Origin of the sequence: Stenotrophomonas sp. 57 (assembly GCF_030291075.1) — a bacterium.
In the GTDB taxonomy this organism is placed as follows: Bacteria; Pseudomonadota; Gammaproteobacteria; order Xanthomonadales; family Xanthomonadaceae; genus Stenotrophomonas.
Genome location: NZ_CP127407.1, coordinates 2,213,448 through 2,231,819 on the forward strand (window position 1 = coordinate 2,213,448; position 18,372 = coordinate 2,231,819).

The 18,372-nt window shown below is 63.2% G+C and carries 19 protein-coding genes; 5 read left to right on the forward strand and 14 right to left on the reverse strand.

The features are described from left to right. Positions 1–157 precede the first annotated feature (157 nt). Positions 158–451: a hypothetical protein gene (locus QP512_RS10175; RefSeq protein ID WP_286071965.1), complete on the forward strand. Its 294-nt coding sequence runs from the start codon at positions 158–160 to the stop codon at positions 449–451. A 16-nt stretch (positions 452–467) separates the two neighbouring features. Here the strand turns inward: QP512_RS10175 and QP512_RS10180 are convergent, their stop codons facing one another. Beyond that, positions 468–953, reverse strand: a complete 486-nt coding sequence (locus tag QP512_RS10180) for a TspO/MBR family protein (RefSeq protein WP_286071966.1) — start codon at positions 951–953, stop codon at positions 468–470. Between the two features lie 74 nt (positions 954–1,027). Then, positions 1,028–3,211: a hypothetical protein gene (locus QP512_RS10185; protein ID WP_286071967.1), complete on the reverse strand. Its 2,184-nt coding sequence runs from the start codon at positions 3,209–3,211 to the stop codon at positions 1,028–1,030. Positions 3,212–3,344: 133 nt separating this feature from the next. Between QP512_RS10185 and QP512_RS10190 the strand changes: the two genes are divergently transcribed. The 4 genes from QP512_RS10190 to QP512_RS10205 all read left to right on the forward strand — a co-directional run bounded on the left by QP512_RS10190 (position 3,345) and on the right by QP512_RS10205 (position 5,781). After that, a complete protein-coding gene (locus QP512_RS10190) occupies positions 3,345–3,824 on the forward strand; it encodes an N-acetyltransferase (protein ID WP_286071968.1) in 480 nt (159 codons plus the stop codon). A 61-nt stretch (positions 3,825–3,885) separates the two neighbouring features. Continuing rightward, the gene (locus QP512_RS10195) at positions 3,886–4,773 is read left to right on the forward strand and encodes a hypothetical protein (protein WP_286071969.1); all 888 of its coding nucleotides are present in this window, start codon (positions 3,886–3,888) and stop codon (positions 4,771–4,773) included. Continuing rightward, on the forward strand, positions 4,770–5,408 hold the full coding sequence (locus QP512_RS10200) for a hypothetical protein (protein ID WP_286071971.1): 639 nt from the start codon (positions 4,770–4,772) through the stop codon (positions 5,406–5,408). The genes QP512_RS10195 and QP512_RS10200 overlap by 4 nt, the downstream gene beginning before the upstream one ends. Continuing rightward, positions 5,401–5,781, forward strand: a complete 381-nt coding sequence (locus QP512_RS10205) for a DUF3653 domain-containing protein (protein WP_286071972.1) — start codon at positions 5,401–5,403, stop codon at positions 5,779–5,781. Before QP512_RS10200 ends, QP512_RS10205 begins: the two co-directional genes overlap by 8 nt. A 34-nt stretch (positions 5,782–5,815) precedes the next feature. Here the strand turns inward: QP512_RS10205 and QP512_RS10210 are convergent, their stop codons facing one another. The 12 genes from QP512_RS10210 to QP512_RS10265 form a co-directional block, all read right to left on the reverse strand. Continuing rightward, a complete protein-coding gene (locus QP512_RS10210; RefSeq protein ID WP_286071973.1) occupies positions 5,816–6,598 on the reverse strand; it encodes a hypothetical protein in 783 nt (260 codons plus the stop codon). Positions 6,599–6,647: 49 nt separating this feature from the next. Next, positions 6,648–7,574: a hypothetical protein gene (locus QP512_RS10215; RefSeq protein WP_345783119.1), complete on the reverse strand. Its 927-nt coding sequence runs from the start codon at positions 7,572–7,574 to the stop codon at positions 6,648–6,650. Between the two features lie 384 nt (positions 7,575–7,958). Beyond that, entirely contained in the window at positions 7,959–8,948 is a 990-nt protein-coding gene (locus tag QP512_RS10220) for a sensor domain-containing diguanylate cyclase (RefSeq protein WP_286068364.1), read from the reverse strand. 149 nt (positions 8,949–9,097) lie between these two features. Next, positions 9,098–10,540 carry an EAL domain-containing protein gene (locus tag QP512_RS10225; protein WP_286068365.1) on the reverse strand — a complete coding sequence of 481 codons (1,443 nt, stop codon included), beginning with the start codon at positions 10,538–10,540 and terminating at the stop codon, positions 9,098–9,100. Between the two features lie 224 nt (positions 10,541–10,764). After that, positions 10,765–12,153 carry an ATP-binding protein gene (locus tag QP512_RS10230; protein WP_286072026.1) on the reverse strand — a complete coding sequence of 463 codons (1,389 nt, stop codon included), beginning with the start codon at positions 12,151–12,153 and terminating at the stop codon, positions 10,765–10,767. A gap of 17 nt (positions 12,154–12,170) precedes the next feature. Further along, a complete protein-coding gene (locus tag QP512_RS10235) occupies positions 12,171–12,845 on the reverse strand; it encodes a response regulator transcription factor (RefSeq protein ID WP_286068366.1) in 675 nt (224 codons plus the stop codon). 24 nt (positions 12,846–12,869) lie between these two features. Continuing rightward, on the reverse strand, positions 12,870–13,532 hold the full coding sequence (locus QP512_RS10240) for a hypothetical protein (protein WP_309250475.1): 663 nt from the start codon (positions 13,530–13,532) through the stop codon (positions 12,870–12,872). Then, positions 13,513–14,373 (reverse strand): SDR family oxidoreductase, encoded by an 861-nt coding sequence (locus tag QP512_RS10245; protein WP_286068367.1) that lies wholly within the window; start codon positions 14,371–14,373, stop codon positions 13,513–13,515. Before QP512_RS10245 ends, QP512_RS10240 begins: the two co-directional genes overlap by 20 nt. Then, a complete protein-coding gene (locus QP512_RS10250) occupies positions 14,373–15,047 on the reverse strand; it encodes an iron-containing redox enzyme family protein (RefSeq protein ID WP_286068369.1) in 675 nt (224 codons plus the stop codon). The genes QP512_RS10245 and QP512_RS10250 overlap by 1 nt, the downstream gene beginning before the upstream one ends. After that, positions 15,044–16,459 (reverse strand): AMP-binding protein, encoded by a 1,416-nt coding sequence (locus tag QP512_RS10255; RefSeq protein WP_286072027.1) that lies wholly within the window; start codon positions 16,457–16,459, stop codon positions 15,044–15,046. Before QP512_RS10255 ends, QP512_RS10250 begins: the two co-directional genes overlap by 4 nt. A 71-nt stretch (positions 16,460–16,530) precedes the next feature. Continuing rightward, on the reverse strand, positions 16,531–17,190 hold the full coding sequence (locus QP512_RS10260) for a thermostable hemolysin (protein WP_286068370.1): 660 nt from the start codon (positions 17,188–17,190) through the stop codon (positions 16,531–16,533). Positions 17,191–17,304: 114 nt separating this feature from the next. Continuing rightward, positions 17,305–17,973 (reverse strand): hypothetical protein, encoded by a 669-nt coding sequence (locus tag QP512_RS10265; protein WP_049455260.1) that lies wholly within the window; start codon positions 17,971–17,973, stop codon positions 17,305–17,307. Positions 17,974–18,372 lie beyond the last annotated feature (399 nt).

The window sequence follows — 18,372 nt, forward strand, 5'->3', positions numbered from 1 at the left end:
AAGGCCGTTTCATTCAAACCTGAATTCTTCATCTACGCAACGGCGGACGATGTGTAAGGCGTCCGTGCAAATGTTTTGCATCCACTGCATATCGGCTGCACGCCAGCTCGACAGCGATTGCCCTACCGTGGATCCACCTTCAACCGTTGCCACGCCCGTGAACCTGCAGACGCTGCCATCTCTTCCGTACCGCATGCTGCCTGACAGCTGCCAGTTTGAACTGTTGGATGTGGATGCCCTGCAGGATCCTGCCAGCGGCCGTCTTCTTCACCTGTACTCACTGGTGGCCCGCTGCCTTTCCTGCGAAACGGTGTTCAAGGCAGAGGAAGGCCGAGGGTTGGTGAGCCATTCCGCAGCCAGAGTGGTGCGCTGCCCCACCGGCTGTGGCCAGCAGGCCTTCAAGTCCTCGCTGCTGCGGGCGTGGCGCCCGCAGGCCATCGCCCAAGCGTGACTCAGATCTGTTGCGCTCACAGCAGTGCGGGATTGGCGCGCCAGACCGCGTAGTTCAGCGCGCAGGCAAACACGATCCAGGCCAGGTAGGGCAGCAGCATTGCTGCGGCAGTGCGACTGATGCGCGCAAACCTGACGATCGTGGCGCACACCAGCGCAATCAGCAAAACAATGTCCGCGAACGCAAGGGCGCCAAGTTTCCAGCCGAAGAACAGCCAGCTCCACAGTGCGTTGACGGCCAACTGCAACAGATAGAGCCGCAGTGCCGGTTGCGCGCCGCGCCAGCCGCGCTCCCGCCAGACCCGCCAAGCCGCAACCGCCATCAGCGCATAGAGCAGCGTCCAAACAGGGCCAAACACGCCAGCCGGCGGCGCCCACGCCGGCAAGGCAAGCGAGGCATAGAAGGTGGCCGCCGATGAAGACGCCCACGCGCCCAATGCGGCCGCAGCGAAGGTGATCGCCAACCAGCCCAGAAACCCGGAAATCTGTGTGCCTCGCTTCATTTCGATACCGCTCCATGCTCCGTATGCCGTTGCATACGCATGAAAGCGGCATTTGGATGCAGGCGCCGCAGCTTTCAGTCTGACGACCCGCCAGTGCTTGCAGGCAGCAGGGAAGGGCGCTGGTCAAACCACTCGCGCGCCTTGGTCAGGTGCCACTGGCGCTGGTCGCCATCCAGCTCGATGCCCGCTCCCAGCAGCCCCCAGCGCAGATAAAGGTCACCGCGCTTGCGCTGTTCCAGCAGATCCAGTCGCGCGCGCACCGACAGCCGATCATTCTCGGCGTGCAGGCCATCGATCACCAGATGGCCGGGGCGCCAGCGCAGCCTGGCCTGTGCATCCACCTGGCCGGAATCCAGCAGCGACAAGGTCCAGCGCGGGTAGTCCGTGCGCTCGGCAAACAGAGCCAGCAAGGGCCGTGCATCGCTGAGTGTCAGGTCGGTGGTGGCGTCCACCTGGAAGGGCGATTGCGCATCGATGCGGCCGCGCCTGAAGGCCGCACGCCCCTTCCACCGGGTCGAGCGTTCAGTGCCGGCAATCTGCACGTTGCGTAGCTCGACGGTGGTGCCGGACAGGTCGAAATGACGTTGGTTGAAGTCGCCCCGGCGCAGTGTTGCGTTCACGTCCACATCGCCGCCCATGTCCAAGCCGGCAACCTTGGCGCTGGTGTTGCGCCCCTGCAGGTGGGCCGTGCCATGGCCAACGCGGCCGTCGGTATCGAGGACGGCATCACCGCTGAGCGAGCCGGTGCCGCGCAGCAGGCGCACCTGTTTTGAACCGAGATAACGGTTGTAGGCGGACAGATCCGGAATCGTGGCCTTGCTGAAGCTCAGATGCGCGCGCACCCCCTTGCGCAGTTCCTGCAGGCGGCCGTCGCCGGTCAGGTCCAAGGCCAGATCGCGGCCGTCGAACAGCCGAACATCCTTGGCGTCGGTGGGGCGGGCGGTGAAGCGGGGCAGGCGGACCGCAAGCAGCGCCTGATTCGGAGTACCTGACTTCAGCTCCCCATGCGCGCTGGCGGTACCGGCAAGCCGGACGCCCGCCACCTCGGCAACCGCCTCGGCAGAGGGAATGTCCACCGTGCTGCCTTCGCTCAGCTCGCCATTGTGCAGGCGCAGGTCGGCCTTCAGCGTGCCGCCGCCGTCGAGTTGCAGCCACGGCTTGCGGACGAACAGGGCAGGGATCCAGTTGAGCGAGGTGAATGTCCATTCGCCGCGTACCGTACCTGAACTGCGCTCCAGCAACTGGCCCGGATCCTGAAAGGGGATTTCACGGCCGGTGATGTGCAGGTCCGCGTCCACTTCGCTGCCTGAGCCGGGCCGTGGTGGCAGGCGTGCCTGCAGGCGCAGGTCGTTGGCCACGTTGAGCTGAAGGGCCAGCATGCCGCGGTCTGGAGCCCCGTCGCCAAGATAGAGCGGCACCTGCCAGAGAGCGCGGTCGCCGGGTTGCAGCTGACCATCGATCAGGTGTGCCGAGAGCTGCAGGCGGCCCGGGACCGGGGCGCTGGAGATCTTCGGGGTGGTGGCATCCGTATCCATGCGCAGGCCCTGGCTGCGTGCATCAACGTCCAGCTGGGCATGCAGAATCTTCAGTTTGGCCAGCCCAGGCGCCTGGTCACGATAGTGGCGTGGGAAGCTGAAGCGCGCAGCCAGGTTCATGCCGCCCAGCAGCTGCACCCCGTCGAAACTGGTGTCTGCACCCTTGAATGTGACTGTTGAATCCAGCAGTTCCGAGGGACCGCCGCGCAGCTGCTTGACGAAGCCGACCGTGCCCTGGCCCTTGCCGATGATCAGCAGCTTGCCGAAACGGGCGCTGCGGATGCTGTCGCTGTGGATGGCATCGAAACGCAGCGTCCACCCTTGGTCGCTGCGCGGGGGTGGCGGAATGGCCTCTTCAACACGGCTGATCTCGGCCGATACGCCCGTGGCCTGCAGGCGCGGAACCCGTACTTCGCGCCGGAACAGCGGCAGGACTGCCAGCCTGGCGCTTGCCCGATCGGCGTGCAGCACGTAGACGGTGTGGTTGACGTGGCCGCGCATGTGCACGTTCCAGGCGATCACGTGGCCGGGGAGTAGCGTGATGGCCGGGCCCGTGGTCATCACGAACTTGTGCGGCTTGCGGTTGGTGACCTGGTCGAACAGTGGTGTGTTGAGGAAGATGTTGCCGGCCAGGAGGTACAGCGCGTACAGGCCCAGTGCAATGTAGCCAGCCACGCGCCATCGGTGGAACCGGTGTCGAATGCGCGCGGGCGTAGGGGACATGTATTGCTCTAGGGACTGGGATGAACTCAACTATTGCTGAGCGCGCTGCGGCGCCGCGTGAAGCATCCATGTGGCCCAGGCTGGATTCTGGTAGTGTCCGGCCAGGTCATTCGCTGAGATCTGCAGGAGCCGCGTGGAGATTCGACCTGCCAACGCCGGCGATTTCGACGTCATGTGGGGCCTGTTCAAGGCCGCCATTGCGCCGCAGGACGCACTGCCGTTTGCCGGCTCGTACGAGGCAGGTACGTTCCGGAGTCACTGGTTCCAGGCCCAGATGCCGCATGTGGCCGTACTGGAGGGCCAGGTTGTCGGGATGTACAAGATGGGCGCGAATTTTCCCGACCTGGGCTCTCATGTGGCCAGCGCGACCTATCTGGTGGATGCGTCGTTACAAGGGCGTGGGGTAGGCCGTGCGCTGGTTGAACACAGCCTGGAGCAGGCGAGGGCGCAAGGGTTCCTGGCCATGCAGTTCAATTACGTGGTCAGCACCAATGCTCCAGCCGTAGCGCTGTACCGGAAGTTGGGGTTCGAGGTGGTGGGCACGCTGCCGAAGGCGTTCCAGCATGGGAAGTTGGGTCTGGTGGATGTCTTTGTGATGCACAGGTTTCTGTAGGCTGGCGCGGGCACCCGGTTTCGTGCGGGTTGCCTGTCCGATTGATTTCGGAGGACCAGTAATGACCACGTCCACCGGATCTCCCTCCGCTGCACCCTTCCGGCAACGCACGCTCTTTCGATGGATCGTCCTCCTTACCTTGCTGGCCTGGGTGTTTACTGCCGTCGTCCTTGCCATTGGCGGTCGGCCTGTTCCAGCCAGGCTCCGCGCTGTTGCGCCCCTGATCGACGGTCCGTGGAAATTCCACGTTGGTGACGATTCGCGCTGGGCGGGCATCCCGGTCGATGACGCGTCCTGGGAAACACTCGACCTCAGTGCGCCGGCCAGCAGCATCGACGGAGACGTGGGGCTGCCCAACTATGTAAGCGGGTGGATGGCGCATGACCACTATGGTTACCAGGGATATGCCTGGTATCGACGCACACTTTCGATTCCAGAGGGAGACCGCGCATGGGACATCCTGGGGCCTACCGCCGTGGAAGATGGCTACGAACTCTTCTGGAACGGTGATCGCCTGGGAGGATCGGGCAGGCTAGGGGACGCGCCTCGCGTGGTGGGCACGCGGCCGATGATCTTTCCGCTTCCAGCAGATGCAGCAGGAACGCAGGAAGTTATCGCCGTAAGAGTGTTCATGCAGCCCGGCAGCGCTGTTGGCCCTGCAAGCGGCGGTATCCATATGGCGCCGACACTCGCCCCACGACCGGAGAGCCAGGCGCTGTTCCACATTCAATGGTGGCGTACCGTTGCAGGCTATATCGTGGAGGTGGTCGAGCCATTGGCCATGATCATGGTAATCGTGCTGGCATCGGCGCTTCGCCAGCGCAGCAGCCATCAATCGTTCATTGCCGTCGTCTGTGCATTGCGCTCCTGCTTTCCGCCGTCAAGCGGCTCGACAACGCGATCGTCTCCTGGACGGATCTGCTCAGTCTTCCGACGTATACATGGTTGAACAACGCGCTTTGGATGCCGCTCAGCCTTGTTGCCTGGGCACTGGCGTGGAATCGCTGGGTACTTCCTCCCTCGCGGACGATCGATGCCAGCGCGCTGACACTTGCAGCGCTGGGGATTGTGGTAGGTGCCATAGGGGCCGCCTCACTCACGCAGGTCTTCCGACTGGGTACGCTCGGGTTGCTGCTGGCCATCGCCGTGCGAATCTTCCGTCAAGGGCCTATGCGTGGCTTTGCGCTTATCGTGATGCTGGTGATCGCCATATCGCAGTACACGAGCGAACTCGGCGCGCTGGGTGTTCCGACGATCTGGTTCCCGTTTGGCATCGGGGTCACGCTGACGCAGTACGTGTACGGGATTGCCATTCCGTTGCTGGCGGTGTTGATCGGGCAGAGTCTGACAGTTGGAGAGTTGCCGCCACAGGCAGGGGTTTCAGGTACAGGGGGGGTTATGGGTCTGTGGGGAGGTTGTCGGTCTGCGCTCGATGGGCGGCGTGAACATAATATACATTATGCGCAATGCTGTATCGGGCTGGCGCAGCCCTTGTCGGCTCCGCATGGCACTGGCTGGGCCTCTGGCTTGGCTCCTGCCTGCGCCCTCAGACCCCGGCCAAGGATGAGATCGCGGCATGATTGAGTTCGACCCGCACCACCGTATCGAGTTGACCGGCCCTTGGGCCGGTTTTTCTTTCCTCGGTGATCGGCTGATCACCCCCGAAGGCCGCGAACTGCTCCCGGAAGATCTGGCCTGGCTGTCGCTCACCGCGTGCCAAGCGCAGGAATGGCGCCGGATGATGGAAGCTGCCCGTTCGGCGCCGTCGATCAACAGTCCCAGAAATGTGCACAATCGAGACGCCGGCATTCGCCATCATCCTGCCACTGTCGTCAATCTGCGGGATGTTGTCAGCCGACGCAAAGAGCGTTCGGCGATAGCGATGGCTGGACCCGACGCCGAGCCGCCCGCAGCCGTCCTGCCGGTGCCGGGGCCGAAACGCCGCCAGCGCGTGTGAGGCGCTTCCGTAGGGGCGCTGCCCCTACACCCCGTCACTTACCACTCCCCCTGCTATCAGTTTCGACGCCAGGCGCTTGAGGGGCGGCGCTTGAATCTTGTCCTTCCGGAATGCCAATTAGCTCAAAGTCAAGAAATTTCTGCTTAGGGAATCGCTTGCGCAGCACCACATGAAACTGAGCCTTAGCCTTTTGCAGTGAAGCAAGCGTGTCGTCCACATCTTTGATGATGAACTCTGTAGTTCTTACAAGCTCATCAACCACACGCGGTCCGACTTCAGTACGCAATTCCTGCAGAGTAATTCCTCCCCGCTGATGAAGACCTTTAGCTTCAGCTACCGGTTGGTACTGGTCCAGATGAACCTTGGACCGGCGGTCGATCGCCTTCATAAGGTTATGGAAGCGTCGCTCCTCTAACCACAGGTCAGCGACTGCCTGCTGGCCCTCTTTGTCAGAAAGAAAGCTGAGGCCGTCGAAGTTGAAGCGCTCCCGATCCACATCCTCGGGAAGGCTGGGCGCCAGCATTACTCCGGCGGCCCGCCCCATTCCGCGAATCGGATTCACGTAATTCGCCTTGTAGCCCCCAACCGTATTCGCCATTCGGAATAGGCACTGAAGGGCGGCGCCTGCTTGCGCAATTTCCTGCTGCCGCCTCTCCCTATCCTTCTCCTTTTGCTGCAGCCGGAATGCAAACATGGCGCCAAAGAAGGAGGCCGCGATCGTGGCTATCGCCGAAAGGTAATCCTTCTCCAAAATGCTTGAAATCACATGACCAGCGGCCTCCTGTGTCTGGCGTAGAAGATCGTACACGTTCTCCATTTCATTGCTCCATTCTTTGGGAGACTGCCTCCGGCTTGCGCGAGGCCGATCAGAAGTAGAAGCCGATATTGAGGTTCAGCCGCGAATGCCAGCTGGAAAGGCCTCCTTCGTCGATGCCGATACCATCACCACCGGCAAACCACATGTTGCGGCCAGCGATCCAGTCGACATAGGTGAGCATGATGCCTTTCTGCAGGCTGCAACCGGTCACGTTCTGCCACGAATCACGAAGGCCAGCGCGGTGCCCGACCGGGCGGGTCATGCTGAGGTTGTTATAGCAGGTGATGTCATCCAGCCAGCCCTTCTGGCCGAACGAATAGGCGATGTTGGCGCTTGGCACATCCGCCTGCGCTGCAACCTGGAAGGGGGATTGGAACGCCGACATTGCGATGCGATCTCCGGGCACGTCATACCGGTACCGCGCCCACTGCAACTGAGCGGTCCAACCATCGCGCTGCCACTGTGCGTGGAGTGCCGCGCCCTGATGACCGTAGTGACGCCGTGTCTGAGTGTTCTGCACCTTGCCAGCAAACGCTGATGCGCCTAGCAACAGTTGGCCGCCACCCCAGTCGCGCGCGCTCTCCACGCGTGCATGCAGTCGTTGCCGCTCGCGATACGGCAACGCCTCGGTCTGCGCGACATCAAAGGAGTAGCGATCGTAGCGAGCCCCGGACCCGTATTCGTCTCCAGAGAACCAGCCAAGATGCCAGGTTGTGCTGCCGCTGCGGTGAATCACCACAAGGCCCGGATCGTAATCATCCTCGATGCCCAGGTAGTAGCCGGAGCCGAACCAGAAACTCTGCGAAACGGTGGGGAGCAGCCCGAACGGGACTTGCTGGATACCTGCCTTGAGCTGGGTAGCATCGGAGAACTGCCAGCCCGCGTAGGCGTGATGCACGGCGTCGAAGCCATCGTACCAGCGGTATTGGGCAGAGAAGGAAAACGGTCCGGTTCCAGCGTCAAGGTCTGCACGCATCAGTTCAAGCTGAAGGCGGCTGGTCGGCCCGTAGTCGAGCCAGCCGTAATTGAACCTTACCGCACCACCAAGCTTGAAGTAGGAATCGCCGTTCCGATCAGGTTCGGATGCCTCTGTGGGTAAGGAAACGCTGGCGAGCAAGGCAATGGCAATAGAGGAAATTACTCTCACGATCGGGCTATCTGCCTCCGAGTTCCACATGCGAAAGCGCGCCAGTGTAACGTTGCATGTTGTGAAGAACGCGTCGGCCGACGGCCGACGCAGTGCAGTCCCGTGTCATCAGGGGTGGAAAGTGTTCCCAGCGAACGAGGCGATCTTTCCGTCAGATGTCGGCAACGATCATGACGTCAGCGATTGACGTGGACCACGACGCGTTAGGTTGGCTCAGCAATCGGTGCCGCAGCTCGCCGTGTTTTTGCCGTGTCGCTTGGCGTCATACAGGGCCTGGTCCGCTCTAGCGAGCCACTCTTCGGCACTGGTCGTCGTGGGCGCTGCGGCAATGCCGATGCTCACGCTCAGGTCCAGCATTGCGGCATCACTGCCCGTATCAACGTGGAGCAGGCTCCTGATCTTCTCTGCCAGCAGCATGGCCTCAGCCGGCGTCTGCCCGGCGAGCAGCAGCGCGAACTCATCTCCGCCCAGGCGCCCCGGTGTGTCGCCGGGGCGTGACACGCTGCGCAGGACCGCAGCGATACGACGCAGTGCTTCATCGCCGGTGCGATGGCCCAAGGTATCGTTGATGCGCTTGAAATCGTCCACGTCCAGCATCAGCAGGCAATCCGTCCGGCCCAGGGCGCGCCCCGCTTCGATCATCTGCTGGGCGCGGTGCATGAGGTAGCCGCGATTGGCCAGTTCCACCAGTGGATCCATTCGGCTGAGTCGCTGCAACTGCCGATTCTGTGACCTGACCCGGCGCGCAAGACGCCAACTCAGTGCACTCAATCCGATCCCGTAGACAAACAGGAACGGAAGGCTGAGCAGGAATGTTCGGGAAGAAGTGGCCGGCTGCCATGGCGTGCCCATGGCAAGCCATGCAGCAAGGAAACCGAGCAGAAGCGCAGCCGTGGCCTTCAGCGCCAGCCGTGTACCGCCGGCCGCGATCTTGTCTGCCACCAGCAGGGCAGCGAAGAGCGCGCTGGGCACAGCGCTGACAGCCATGAAGGCGATCCATGCCCCGCCCAGCAGCGAGTCGACAACCATGCAACGGAATTGCACGACAGCTGGCCGGGCGGCGCGCCTTGTCAGCAGCTGTGCAATGACCGGCCAGACCAGCGCGTTGACCAGTAGAAACACGAATGCCAGCCTGCCCATGCCGCGCTCCAGGCCCACCGATGCAATGGGGAGTGCAGCCAGCAAGGCGCCCACGAAGCGCATCCACCCAATCCGGCGGGCAGCCCCCAAGCCCTCAACCGCAACCTCGTCCGAATCAGTGAAGAATGGCATCGCGTCCCCCACCCGTATCCATGATGTCCCCAGGCGCCTTCTGCTCCTGCGCAGTCTGTCGCTTTGCTGTCAACGGCAGGTCAACGCACGTTGCGGCGGCTAGTATCGCTCCCGCCTGAGATGGCGGTGGCAGTCGTCAGTGACCGATCCCGCTCGCCGATGCGACGCGATAGGGCCATGCTGCGACGCTCCTCCAGCCAGGCGTGAAGCATGGGCGGCGGCATCGGTTGCGCGAAGAAATAGCCCTGAAAATACTCGCAGCCCAGCGAGATCAACAGGTCGCGTTGCTCCGCCGTCTCGACCCCTTCCGCCAGCGCACTCATGTCCATCACCTGGGAGATCTCAACAATCTTGCCCAGCAGGCGTTGAGCACTCTCCTGGGTGGTGACCTCCTGCGCGAACTGCCTGTCGATCTTCAGCTTGCGAATGGGTAAGGTCCGCAGTGTGGACAGGGACGAATAGCCCGTGCCGAAATCATCCAGTGCCCACGTCACGCCCAGTGCCTCAAGATCAAGCATTCGGTCGATCATCTCTGCCGTATCGGTGGATAGTGCGGATTCCGTGAGTTCCAGTTCCAGCAAGGCGGGGTTGATTCCGCTTTGATTGACCAGCTTGGCTACCGAGGGGACGAACGCCTCATCCAAGAGTTGAACCGGACTGATGTTCACGGCCACTCGCATGCCACGCGTATGGACATGACCGGACCATCCAGCGAGCAGTTCGCAGGCCTGTCGAAGTACTTCCAGCCCTATCTCGTTGATCAATGCACTTTCTTCGGCCAGCGGTATGAACGAGTCTGGCGATAACAGGCCCGCCGACGGATGCCGCCAGCGAACCAGTGCCTCAACGCCGATCACGTCGGCGTCGACATGCACCTGTGGCTGGTAGTGAACCTCTATCTCACCGTTGCGCACTGCGCGTCCGAGCTCACGCTCCAGGCGCAGGCGCTTGCCGATATCCAGTCGGTAGATGCCGAAGATCGCCGCCAGAAGCACCATGGAGATCGCCGTGTTGAAGCGCGCGCCCCAGTGGCGAACCTCTACTGGCGGTGAGATGCCTGGCGCAATTCGATCGAGTGCCCCGAGCGCAAACGCTGCAAACATTGCCAGGCAAAGCAACGGAAACACCAGGGAGCCATAGCGTTCGCGCGCTTCGAATGTGAAAGCAGCACCTGCGGCCAAGGGCAGAAGGAACAGGTGAACCGAACGTGGCACGCCTGCAATGGGCGCATCAATGGCCGCAATCGCACAGACAGCTGCCAGCACTCCGTGGGCGACGATCAGAATGGACGCACCGTCACTGCGCTTGCTTCGAAGGAGCGCGAGGATACCTACGGCGATCAAGCCGACAAATACAATGGATAGCTCGGCCCGTCCGAAATACAGGTAACAGGATGTCCAGGCCAGGCCCAGGCAGATGCAGGAGATGCCCGCGAGTGACAGTATGGCGGACACCTTCTCGCGGCGAGCAGCGCCTCTGAATTTCAGAGCGCCACGCCCAGCGTCTACCGCGCGATCCGTCATCACCAGTGCCTCCTCCGACGACCCTTCCACTGCGCTGAATCCGCCCATGCCCGGCAATGGCAGTTAAGCCGTTGGAAAGCATCACGCGCTGGAGCGAGCTGGCACGCCTGAGAATATCAAAGCAACGCAGGACATCCAAATGTCGGTTTTTTGGCGCATGCCGCAGCATGTAGGGCAGCAGTGCAGTACACCTGACGGCCCTGCCAGGCGCGGTCACCTGGCAATCAGCTGTCAGTGGCGCCTTGATACGCCGAGCCTGCTGGCCAGCTCACCTTCACCTCAAGCCCGCCCAGCTTCTGAGAGGTGCCCAGCGTCACGCCCGCGCCGTGGGAATCGGCCACCTCCCTGACAATGGACAGCCCCAACCCGCTGCCCTGCACCCGGCTCCCCAGCGTTCGGTAGAAGCGGTCAAAGACGCGATCGCGCTCTTCCTCGGCGATGCCCGGACCGCTGTCGGCGACGATGAGAAACACCCTGCCCTCCTCCTGCATCACGCAGACATTCAGGCGACCGCCGACGGGGGTGTAGCGCACGGCGTTCTCCAGCAGGTTGCGAACCAGCGCGCTCAGCGCGGCCTCGTCACCCCTGATCTCCGCGCTGTCCAGCTTCAGTTCGATGTACTGTCGATTTACGGAAAGGATGGGACGCAGCGCATCCACCTCCATGCCGACCAGGCCATCCAGGCTCAGGCGCACCGAAGTGAATCGGGATACGGCTTCTGCGCGGTTGAGTGTGAGCAGCTGCGAAGCAAGGCGCTCCAGCCGCGCCACTGAGTCGCTGACCATCTCCTGTGCGCGTACCCTTCCTGCATCATCCGGCGCCATGCGTGCGTTGTCTGCATGCACTTTCAGCGCACTGATTGGTGTGCGCAACTCGTGTGCGGCATCGGCTACAAACCGCCGCTCGCGCGCCAGTGCCTCGTTCAGTCGCCCAAGCAGACCGTTCACTGCCTGCACCAGTCCTCGCGCCTCGCGCGGCACGTCAGCCGCGTCCAGTGGCGACATGCGCCCGGGATCACGCCTGCCGATCTGGTCCGAGACGCTCTGCAGCGAGCGGGTCACGTAATTGACGCTCCACCAGATCACCAGCGCCATCAGTGGCAGCGCCAGCAGCAACGGCAGCAGGGTGCCTTCTGCAATATCTTCGGCCAGCTCTTCGCGGATGTCCGACCGCTCGCCAGACTGGAACCATCGGCCCCCCCGGGTCTGCAGCGTAAAGGTGCGCCATTGTTCGCCGTCGATTACGGGACTGGCGTAGCCAGCCACCAATGCAGCCAGTGGCCGGGTGGGAGCACTGTCCGAGCGGAGCAACAGGCGCTGCTTCGCGTCCCATACCTGGAAGGCAAGCTTGCTCTCATAGGCATGTCCATCGCTGAACGCCAGCGCGTCGCCCACGCCTTCAGCGTGCCCGTGCCAACCGCGCAGCACAATGGGATCGCCTGGAAACGCAGTCAGATCACCTAGCGGCTCATCTACCAGGCCCATCAGTACCCGCGTGGACTGCACCAGCCGGGCATCGAACATTTCCCCCGCTTCCTGTAGACCGGCGCGATAGCTGAAGAATCCGGCCACGGCCATCAGAACCGCCAAGGTGCTCAGCAGGGTCAGCAGCAGGGTGCGTCGCATCGACCTCATGCATCCGGCTCCGGCGACTGCCCCAGCGCATACCCGATACCCCGCACGGTACGCACGATCGCAGGGTCGACCTTGCGCCGCAGCTGATGCACATGAACATCCACTGCGTTGCTGGCGACGTCCTCATCCCAGCCGTAGAGGTGCTTCTGGATCGTTTCTCGCGCCATTGGCCGACCGTTCTGCTCCATCAACAATCTCAGCAGCGAGAACTCGCGGCGGGTCAGATCCAGCGTCCGTCCTTTCCATCGCGCCTCCAGCGTCGCCGGATCAAGATGGAGGTCACCGGCGTCAAGCGTAGGATGCGAACGTCCGCTGCTGCGCCTGACGAGCGCGCGGACGCGCGCCAGCAGCTCGGCGGTATCGAAGGGCTTCCCGAGGTAGTCATCTGCTCCAACGTCCAGCCCGAGCGTGCGGTCGGCCGGGCGTTCACGGGCACTGAGGACCAGAATCGGCACCGGGTTTGCCGCCGCCCGAAGTCGGCGGATCACTTCGATGCCGTCTACCCGTGGCAGACCCAGATCGAGCACCACCAGATCAAAATCCCCATCCTGCGCAGCCAGGAGCGCGGCCGTGCCGTCTTCCACCCAGTCCACGGCGAAGGCGCCTCGTCGAAGTGCGGTCCGGATGCCTTCACCCAGGGAGCGGTCGTCTTCGGCGAGGAGGATGCGCATGAGGGCAGTGTCCAGTCGCGGACTTCACTTTGCAAGATGGCCCATCACATCGTGCAGCTTGGCCTCGATCTCATGCCGGCGGCCGGCATCGGCCACATCCCTTCCTGGCCGGGCTGGTGCTGCCAGTGCCTTCTGCAGCGCCGCCTGCGCCGGGCCCCACTCCTTCTGATCGCGCAGGAAATCGCCGTAGAAATAGTTGGCATCGATACCATTGGGGTCGATATCCAGACCCTTCTTCAGCATCTGCCGCGCCTGATCGTCATCCCCGAAGCCCAGCGGCCACCCCGGAACCTGGTAGTAGAGCGCGCCCAGACTGGTATACGCCGCACCATCCAAGGCCCGGGGATCCAGTTTCAGCGCGGCCTCGAAATCGGCGCGGGCCTGCTTGACCAGGCTGAGTGCGCCCATGCCACCTTTTTCGCCCGCAAGGCTGGACAGCACGATGCCCTCCCAGATCAGCGCACCGGCATCCCTGGGGGCCGCTTGCCGGGCTTGCGCGGCCTGCTTGGACAGGGCCATGAACGCCGCCTCGCGCTGCGGCTTGGGCGTCTGGTAGTTGATCTGGGCCCAGCGGTCACGGATCTGCGCCACCGGCACTGATGGTTCGGCAGCCACAGCGACCCCGACCAATACGGCGGCGGCAATAAGAATGAGATAGAACATGGTCTTACCCTGCGTGCGCTTCATGGGAGGTGTCCTTGCTGGGAGGGGATGCGGAAGAACTCGCTGCGGTGGTGCCACTGCTGGCGTGGCGCCTGACGATGGGTAACTGTTTGCGGAGGCTACGGTCCACCAGCTCGGGCAGCAGGCCGTTCAACCGCGCGAACAGCCGCTCTGGCCAGCCAATCTGCAAGCGCGGATTGCCAGAGCGCAGTGCCTGCAACAAGGCCGTCGCGACCTTCTCGGCCGAGTCGTGGGAAACGCCCAGTTCAGCGTTCATGGCATCCACGGCGCCGCTATTGAAATCGGTGCGGGTGGCGCGTGGTGAGAGGTACTGGAACTTGACTGTGCTGCCGGCATACTCGCGGCCCAGTCCTTCGACCAGGCCGCGCAATCCGAACTTGCTGGCGCTGTAAGCGGCAAAACCCGGGAAGGCCAGGCTGCCGAACGTCGAGCCGAGAACGGCCACGCTGGCGTGCGACTGCCGCTCCAACAAGGGTAACAAGGCGCGGATCAGCAGCATGGAGCCAACCAGGTTGGTCTGCATCAGCTGCTCCAACGCCTGTTCGGTCTGCGCGCCGAACAGTCCGAAGGCGGCGCTGGCATGGCCTACGACCAGCACCGAAGGCGGCCTGGATAGCGCATCGATTTTCGCCAGCAACGTGCCGCGGCCCGCCGCCGTGCCGATATCGGCAACGACCGGTATGACAGCCCCTTCCGGCAACGTGTCGGTGAGCGCCTGCAGCCGATCGTGGCCCCGCCCCACCGCCACGACCTGCGCGCCCTCGCCCACCAGGCCGCTGCAGACCAACCTTCCGATGCCGCCGCTGGCTCCGGTCAGAACGACCGTACGTCCACGCAGGTCCATCAGGCCGCCTCCGCCATACGCGCGCCGCCACTGCGCAGGGTGCGGAAGATATCGCCGTACAGCACGTAGAAGCGGCGTGCCGCGTGGATAACGGCCTGCTGGTCGCCGGGATCATCCAGCCTGTCCATCAGCGATTTGAAGAAGCCGACATGCTCGATGTCCAGATCGCCATGCGAGAGCAGATAGCTGAAGGCGTTGCGCGGAAGATCCAACGACGTCTGCAGGGTGTTTGCAGCCTGCGTTGCCAGCGCCACACTGGTGCCCTCCAGCACCAGTACCATGCCAAAGAAGCCCACAGGGTTCCCGCGCTGGATGGTGTCGTAGGCGTAGCTGACCATGAGTTCGGTGGCCAGTGCGGGTTCGGATGTTGCAGCAGCGGACCGATCACCACCGGCGCCTGCAATATCGTCCAGTACCCATTCCTGGTGGCCCATCTCTTCTTCGATGTACTCACCGATCGCGGTCCGCAGCCATTCCAGGCGCGCAGGCAGGCGCGAGCCACAGGCCATCAGCAGCGGTACCGTGTGGCGCACGTGGTGGTACGCCTGCTGCAGGAACGCCAAATAGTCGCCGCGGTCGATGCGGCCCGTCAGTGCGTCGCCGATGATGGGAATCTCCAGCAGCGACTGGCGCTCGCTGGCGGTCTGGGCAAGAAGGTGATCGTGGAAGCTCATGCAGGGTCTCCGAGGGTGCTGAACGCAGGGCGCCGGTAGGCGGCGTCGATCTCTGCCTGGTAGTGGGCGAGGATGGCCTCGCGACGAATGCGACCATTGGCGGTCAACAGGCCGGCGTTCGCACTGAATGGCGCGACGGTGACGTAGCGCGCGATGCGCGCGTAGTCGGGCAGGCCGGCGTTGATGGTGGACAGCGCCGCGTCGAGCGCGCCGGAGCTCTGCTGCGCGATGCGCGGAACCAGCAATGCCAGGTTGTCGGCCTGCCCTTCCCCCCAGACCAGGGCCTGCGCGATGGCCGGGTGCGAAAGCAGTTCGCTCTCCACCCATTCGGGCGACACGTTGCGGCCAAATGCAGTGATGAAGACGTTCTTGCGCCGCCCAGTCACATGCACGAAGCCGTCGGCATCGATGTGTCCCAGATCACCGGTGCGGATGGGCCCCTCCGGCAGCGACTCACCGCCCAGATACCCCAGTGCACGCGCACCGGACACCACGATTTCTCCGTCCATGATCTGCACCCGCACGTGCGGCAGGGGTTGCCCCACCGTGCCATCGCGCTGGGCACCAGGACGATTCAGGCACACCACCGACCCGCACTCGGTCAGGCCGTAGCCTTCGAACACCGGCAGCCCCAGGCGCCGTGCCCGCGACAGAAGACCGGGAGAAACCCGGCCTCCCCCAACGGCCAGGTATCGCAGCGATGCTGGCAGTTCAGCCCCCTGCTCCCCCGCCATGACCAGGGCCAGGAGTAGCTGCGGCACCAGGATGATGCTCTCGGGGCGGTAACGATTGAGGCAGCTCAGCAGCGTGCGGACATCCAACCCTGCTGCGCCGGTGTAACCGATCTCCTGCAGGGACGGCAGCGCGATCTCGGCGCCCGACAACAACGCCGCGTACAATCCCGCGACGTTCTCCAAGAGCGTCGACAGCGGCATCAGGCACAGATGTCGGCGTGGCGCGATGTCACCTGCGGCATCTGCCAATGACGCGGCGGTGGCCATCAACGTTCCGGCAGAGAGGCATACGCCGCGCGGGCGCCCTGTGCTGCCCGAGGTGTAGGTCACGCAGGCCGTGCCAAGCGGCAGGGTACTGCCAGCAGGAGCGTACAGGCCTAAGCCGTGCGCACTCAGTGTCGGCAACGCCATTGGTGCGGCCGTGATCCCGCACGGCGGCGGCGCGCCCTCCGCCAGCACCAGCAGCTGGGCACCGCTGGTCTGCAGTGCGTGCTGCACTTGTTCATCCGAGAAGAAGGTGGGCAACGGTACGTGCACCACTTCGGCAATGCGAAGGGCCAGGTCGAGCACCACCCAGTCGGGGCCGTTGTCCAGGCGACTGGCAACGCAGGTGATACCTGTCCGCTGCAGCCACTGTGTCAGTTCCAGTACGCGAGACCGCAGCTCGGACGCACTCAGCGTCTCCTGAGCGGTCAGTACTGGCTGGCTATGCTGCTGCAGCAGGCGCAGGACGTGCTGTCCATCAGCACTCATCCGGCCACCCCCACGGAACTGGCCGCATCCATTGGGTCTATCGAGCAGGCCTTTCCGCCAAGAAAGGCGATGCCTTCGCGGATATCGCCGCACATCACACGCGGTTGCGATTCATAGTAGCGGCCCCAGTCGCCCGCGCTGTCGCCCATGCGCTCGGCACGCGCGGGCACCAGTTCGAGCGGTGCCAGATGCAGACGGACGAACGCGTTGCGCAGCTGTTGCGTCGCCACAAACATCACCCAATCTACATCGGCGGCGCGCAGGATCCAGGCCAGCTGCACGATCAGCTCGCGTGCGATGCCCGCCGTCGACGCGGCAAAGTGGCCCACTTCGGCAATCTGCGCTCGCCGAGGTGCACTGGAAAGGTGCTGCGCCAGCACGGCCTCGACGGGCGCATCCAGATAGTGCTCCACAAACAGCGGGCCACTGTCTGCGTGTCGAAGCCCGACTGCCGCCACTAGTGCCCCCTGCGTATCGCGGTAGGCCAGTAACTGTGGCATGAAGTCACGGACTTCGGCATCGAAGCGCTGACGATAGGTGTCGGCGATGAAGGACTGCACCTGTCCACGTAGCGGATGATCAGGCCCCACGAGGTTGGCTTCCGCGAATCTGCCCGGATGCGGGGCCATTGGAATCGGCTGAGGGATCATGTCCATGGGGCACGATCCTGAAGCGCGCCGATTAAGGCGAAATTAGGCCATTGTTAGCCGATCGTTAGGCATTTGATCGGATTTCGTTCCCAAGCTCGGTTTCAATACAGGTCTCTTGGACTAGAGAACCAAGGCGAGCGTCAGTGCGACGACCAGTGCCAGCGTCAGCAGAAACGAGCCAAGTACGAAGCCAAATGCTTGGAGTGGCCCGGTGCCGTTCAATGCTACGAAGGTGCGCGTGCGCGCCCACAAATACCATGCAACTGCCAGTGCTCCGATCCCCACACCCCAGCGATGCGCAATCTCTCCACCTGCAGAGCCAGCTGCCTGCGAAACTGCAAGCAGAATCACAAATGGGCACGCAATGAACGCCTGTATCGAAAAAGGCTCCCGCAGCGTGTCGCGGTTGATGGGCAGGCGCTGTCGCCACAGCGTGCTTAGCGCCGCCCCCAGGGCGAAGATGCAGAAGGCAGCCGAACGGGTGAGCAGCAGCCCCTGCTCACTCCCAAACAGCAGCTTGCCTACGGGTCCTGATACCGCGAGGGGGGCGGTGCGCGTAGACATTTCCAATGCGTGCGCCAGCACCACTGACAGAATCAACATCAGCACAGGGCTGATGGCATCGGCGAATCGTTGTTCCGGATCTTTGGAGAACTCTCGGCGCGTGTAGTGCGCTACCTCGCCCGGCTGCACCAGCACCCTCCACAGGGTCCGCGGGTAGAACACCAGCCACCCTACGAGTTCATAGAGGAACTCTTCAAGCGATCGCAGCAGTCTGATGAGATCCATAAGAGCCCCGGGTCAAATGGTTGAAGGTGAGCTTACTCTCCCTGCCGCCCGGGGACGAATGGAGTTCAGCTGTCGGCCAAACCATTGCGTTAAGCCTTGCTGAGTCGAGTCCCCGCCAGGACATTCGCACCGGCACCAACGGGTGAAGTCAATTTGAGGATTCTTAACAATTTATGCTGTACGCTGGCCGCACTTGGCTCCTCTTGGGCGCGAATCCTTCGCCTCCGTGTCTAGCCCCTGACCGGCACGACACATGACCTATCCAGCTGCTTTTCGGATCCTGAGGATCCGTCCTTTGCTGCGCCTCAACGGAATGATCGAGCGCGTCGAGACGCTTCAGGCCAAGTGCGGCGCATGTGGGGACGAGTCACGCATGTTCCGGGGATGCGGACTTGTCGA

Excerpts from the sequence above, each read along its gene's own strand:
- QP512_RS10235 (WP_286068366.1), bottom strand. The coding sequence starts at position 12,845 with ATGCGCATCCTCCTCGCCGAAGACGACCGCTCCCTGGGTGAAGGCATC.
- QP512_RS10195 (WP_286071969.1), top strand. The coding sequence starts at position 3,886 with ATGACCACGTCCACCGGATCTCCCTCCGCTGCACCCTTCCGGCAACGC.
- QP512_RS10265 (WP_049455260.1), bottom strand. The coding sequence starts at position 17,973 with ATGGATCTCATCAGACTGCTGCGATCGCTTGAAGAGTTCCTCTATGAA.
- QP512_RS10205 (WP_286071972.1), top strand. The coding sequence starts at position 5,401 with ATGATTGAGTTCGACCCGCACCACCGTATCGAGTTGACCGGCCCTTGG.
- QP512_RS10180 (WP_286071966.1), bottom strand. The coding sequence starts at position 953 with ATGAAGCGAGGCACACAGATTTCCGGGTTTCTGGGCTGGTTGGCGATC.
- QP512_RS10210 (WP_286071973.1), bottom strand. The coding sequence starts at position 6,598 with ATGGAGAACGTGTACGATCTTCTACGCCAGACACAGGAGGCCGCTGGT.
- QP512_RS10225 (WP_286068365.1), bottom strand. The coding sequence starts at position 10,540 with ATGACGGATCGCGCGGTAGACGCTGGGCGTGGCGCTCTGAAATTCAGA.
- QP512_RS10260 (WP_286068370.1), bottom strand. The coding sequence starts at position 17,190 with ATGGACATGATCCCTCAGCCGATTCCAATGGCCCCGCATCCGGGCAGA.
- QP512_RS10185 (WP_286071967.1), bottom strand. The coding sequence starts at position 3,211 with ATGTCCCCTACGCCCGCGCGCATTCGACACCGGTTCCACCGATGGCGC.
- QP512_RS10215 (WP_345783119.1), bottom strand. The coding sequence starts at position 7,574 with ATGCGTGCAGACCTTGACGCTGGAACCGGACCGTTTTCCTTCTCTGCC.
- QP512_RS10240 (WP_309250475.1), bottom strand. The coding sequence starts at position 13,532 with ATGAAGCGCACGCAGGGTAAGACCATGTTCTATCTCATTCTTATTGCC.
- QP512_RS10220 (WP_286068364.1), bottom strand. The coding sequence starts at position 8,948 with ATGCGCTTCGTGGGCGCCTTGCTGGCTGCACTCCCCATTGCATCGGTG.
- QP512_RS10250 (WP_286068369.1), bottom strand. The coding sequence starts at position 15,047 with ATGAGCTTCCACGATCACCTTCTTGCCCAGACCGCCAGCGAGCGCCAG.
- QP512_RS10245 (WP_286068367.1), bottom strand. The coding sequence starts at position 14,373 with ATGGACCTGCGTGGACGTACGGTCGTTCTGACCGGAGCCAGCGGCGGC.